The following is a 3,006-nucleotide window of genomic DNA, read 5'->3' on the forward strand; positions in this document are numbered from 1 at the left end:
GCGGCGTCGGCTTGGACGAATTGTTAGGCCTCGGGCCCGAATGAAGGCCGCCTGCGCTTTGCGACGGAGACCTGCTTCTTGACGAACTTCTCAGCCGCCTGCTTGCCAGTGCTCGTTTCACGAAGGATTTCGCCCTTCAGCCACACACCGAGCTTGAGGATAAGTTGATAGTCCTCGGGCGTGTAATCCCAGCGGTAGCTATTGCACACGGCGTGTGCCGGCAAGTAATTGTCTACCGAATGCGCACCACCCGAACTATGTGGGAAAACGTGGTCAGCGTGCCAAGTGGACTCAGATATGACTCCGCCGCATATGTGGCAACGATTATCCGTCTTCGCGAGGACGTGTGCTCGCTGAGCATTCGTAAGTGCCACTCGCGCCTTGACACTTTGCTTTGAGGCTGCCTTGATCGCGCGTCGCCTCAGCCGGAGCTCGTCGATAAGCGCAGGCAGGTCGGAACCGGCGATGCTCTTCCCCTCGAACTCCATGGTCCTTCCTCCGAGGCCTAACACTTGAGTTAAGCCGCGCCGCGAAGCGGCGTCGGCTTGGACGAATTGTTAGGTGCCATGCTACGCGACAACGACCGCAGATCTTCCACGATGCGGCTGCGTGTCTTCGGCGACTTCACCCAGCCCGGCAACCGGCTCAGCCAGTGGCTATTTGGGCCATGCGCGCCGGGGCGTTGAGCCGAGAGCCGCCGGGTTGGAGGAAGCGGTACAAGCGATAAGACACGAATCGCCTCGCTGAGCTGCGCGGCCGAAGAGAAGACCAGTACAAAGCCCTCTGATTCGACGCAGAGCAACGGAAACCCGTTGGACCCGTCGGCGCTAGGAGCGGGCGGCTGATAAGTTGTGGCGCTGCGCCAATCTTCGCCTTCGGGCTCGACGTGTACCCAGTACGCCATAGGTGCATCACGCCAGTCGGCGATATGTTCTATCCAGTGCCGAGGCAACTTCTTCATGGCACCTAACACCTGAGTTAAGCCGCGCCGCGTAGCGGCGTCGGCTTGGACGAATTGTTAGAACCCATAGTCCGGGTTGTAGCAGACGATACCGCTCGCACTCGCCGGGATGATTACACGGCGGCGTGGATCGAAGCGCCAAGCGCGCAGTGGCGTGGCGATCTTGCTTCGCTCGCTTGGAATAGAGGTTTCGACTACGAGATCTGTCTGCTCAGCGCCGGCCCGTGTGCAATCGCCGAAGCTGAGCACGTGGTTCTGCGGGAGGTTGGGTTGGCGGAGCTCGGCGAGGACCTGGTGCGACGGCGACAGGAGCCGCCAGTAGGTGACGCCAGCGCGGATGCGAACTTCTCCGAAGCCCGTACGCGCGTTTGCCGGGCCAATGAGCCACGACACGTCGACACCTGATGCTGCCTGGGCCGCCAACGCTGTGAAAAGAAAGGCTGCGACGACGACCGTCTTCCACATGGGTTCTAACACCTGAGTTAAGCCGCGCCGCAAAGCGCCGTCGGCTTGGACGAATTGTTAGCGCCCAGCCGACGGGCCACTAGTGCCGTGCCAAGCGCGAACGCTGCTAGAACGCCGACGGTGTCTACGAATGCGACGGCCTTATTCATTGCGCTCTCGGGCCAGCTATGCGTTAGGGCAATACGGACGAGGACGGGTGCGGCACCCACTGCAAGCGCTGCGCGTACAGCGTGCTTTCGGAACAGTCGCGCGATGGGATACCACCAAGGTGCGGCCGCGCCAGCTGCTGCCAAAACCGCGTGGCCAAGAATGGACGCAATAGCCGCGTATCTAGATCCGCCTACTAGCGGGAGTTGGATACACAGCCAGAACGCGAGTCCGGCTGTGACGACAGCGCCGGCGCAGAGCAGCGGGAGTACTAGAAGCCTTACCGCCAATGGGGCCGGCTTGCGGGGCAACGAGCCGAGGTCCGAACGGGGAGCGGCATATACATCCATGGGCGCTAACACCTGAGTTGACCCGCGCCGCGAAGCGGCGTCGGGTTGAACGAGTTGTTAGAGCCCACACGGCGATGCCGAGCCGGTTCCAACTTCATATGCCAAGAATGCCACGGTCGGCGACCGCGAGTGGCTCGCGCACGGTGGCCGGCAAGGGGCCGAGCGCGGAAACACGCGAGTGCAAGAGCGAGGCACGCGGCTTGCGATAGGGATGCGGCACGCAAGTCGTGATGGAGCAGGGCGCCGCCGGGCGGAGCGAGACGCGTCGAGGCGCGATACAACCACTACGACTTCTAGAAGAGTCGGTGGTGGGCGCTAACACCTGAGTTAAGCCGCGCCGCAAAGCGCCGTCGGCTTGGACGAATCGTTAGGCCCCGGCCGCAGACTTGGGCAAGCGGCTATGAGCGAGTTCATAGCTAGGACGCTCATCGGATGCTGCCAGCTCGCTGGGTTTACACGAACATACTGATCAAAAATCGCGGCAACTTGCGTATTGGTCATTCCAGCAGTGCACGACTGGAGGTGCTCGAGCCTTTCGGAACTCGCCCCATAGAAGCCAGATGCCAGCATGCCGTCCAAAAGTCCCATGGAGTAGGCGGCACGGCTCGGCTCGGACAGCTGAAGGTATGTTTCGCCCCTCATGAAGCCGCTGAAAACCCGTACGTCATTCTGCGCAGACGCCGCCCCGCACGCGAGCAGAAGCAGAGCCAAGGCGCCACCAAGAATCTTCATTGCATCCTCCGGGGCCTAACACCTGAGTTAAGCCGCGCCGCGAAGCGGCGTCGGCTTGGACGAATTGTTAGCCCCTGCCGGTAAGCTTCACCGGAGCCAGCTTTTTCGGATGCCTAACGCTGCAGCGGCGCCACCCGAGAAACATACGCCAACGGACATTGCCACAGCCGCAGGCTCGCCAGTAGAGCAAGCGCCGGGGCATTGCAGATGGAGTCGCGTACCCACAGGAGGTACAAAGCAGATAGCCGCCGATGTGAGGGACCCAGCCAGGTCCGACGTCCTCGCGGACGACAAACAGCTTGTGGAGCACGTCGGGGCTTAGGAGAGGAAGTGCTTTTCGCAGCCACCGCT

Annotated in this window: 3 protein-coding genes; all 3 read right to left on the reverse strand. The window is 61.8% G+C overall.

Features of this window, described 5'->3' with window-relative positions; all coding sequences use genetic code 11:
- Positions 1-23 precede the first annotated feature (23 nt).
- Genes EVS83_RS15180 through EVS83_RS15190 form a run of 3 tightly spaced genes read right to left on the reverse strand, consistent with a single transcriptional unit; the run spans position 24 to position 1,426 of the window.
- A complete protein-coding gene (locus EVS83_RS15180) occupies positions 24-488 on the reverse strand; it encodes an HNH endonuclease (protein WP_133501990.1) in 465 nt (154 codons plus the stop codon).
- Between the two features lie 29 nt (positions 489-517).
- Positions 518-961 (reverse strand): hypothetical protein, encoded by a 444-nt coding sequence (locus tag EVS83_RS15185; RefSeq protein ID WP_133501992.1) that lies wholly within the window; start codon positions 959-961, stop codon positions 518-520.
- Positions 962-1,018: 57 nt separating this feature from the next.
- Entirely contained in the window at positions 1,019-1,426 is a 408-nt protein-coding gene (locus tag EVS83_RS15190) for a hypothetical protein (protein WP_133501995.1), read from the reverse strand.
- Between the last annotated feature and the right edge of the window lie 1,580 nt (positions 1,427-3,006).

The organism is Cognatilysobacter terrigena (assembly GCF_004361065.1).
Taxonomy (GTDB): Bacteria; Pseudomonadota; Gammaproteobacteria; order Xanthomonadales; family Xanthomonadaceae; genus Cognatilysobacter; species Cognatilysobacter terrigena.

Bases quoted from the DNA above. Each gene is read 5' to 3' on its own strand.
- EVS83_RS15180 (WP_133501990.1), bottom strand. From the start codon at position 488: ATGGAGTTCGAGGGGAAGAGCATCGCCGGTTCCGACCTGCCTGCGCTT.
- EVS83_RS15185 (WP_133501992.1), bottom strand. From the start codon at position 961: ATGAAGAAGTTGCCTCGGCACTGGATAGAACATATCGCCGACTGGCGT.
- EVS83_RS15190 (WP_133501995.1), bottom strand. From the start codon at position 1,426: ATGTGGAAGACGGTCGTCGTCGCAGCCTTTCTTTTCACAGCGTTGGCG.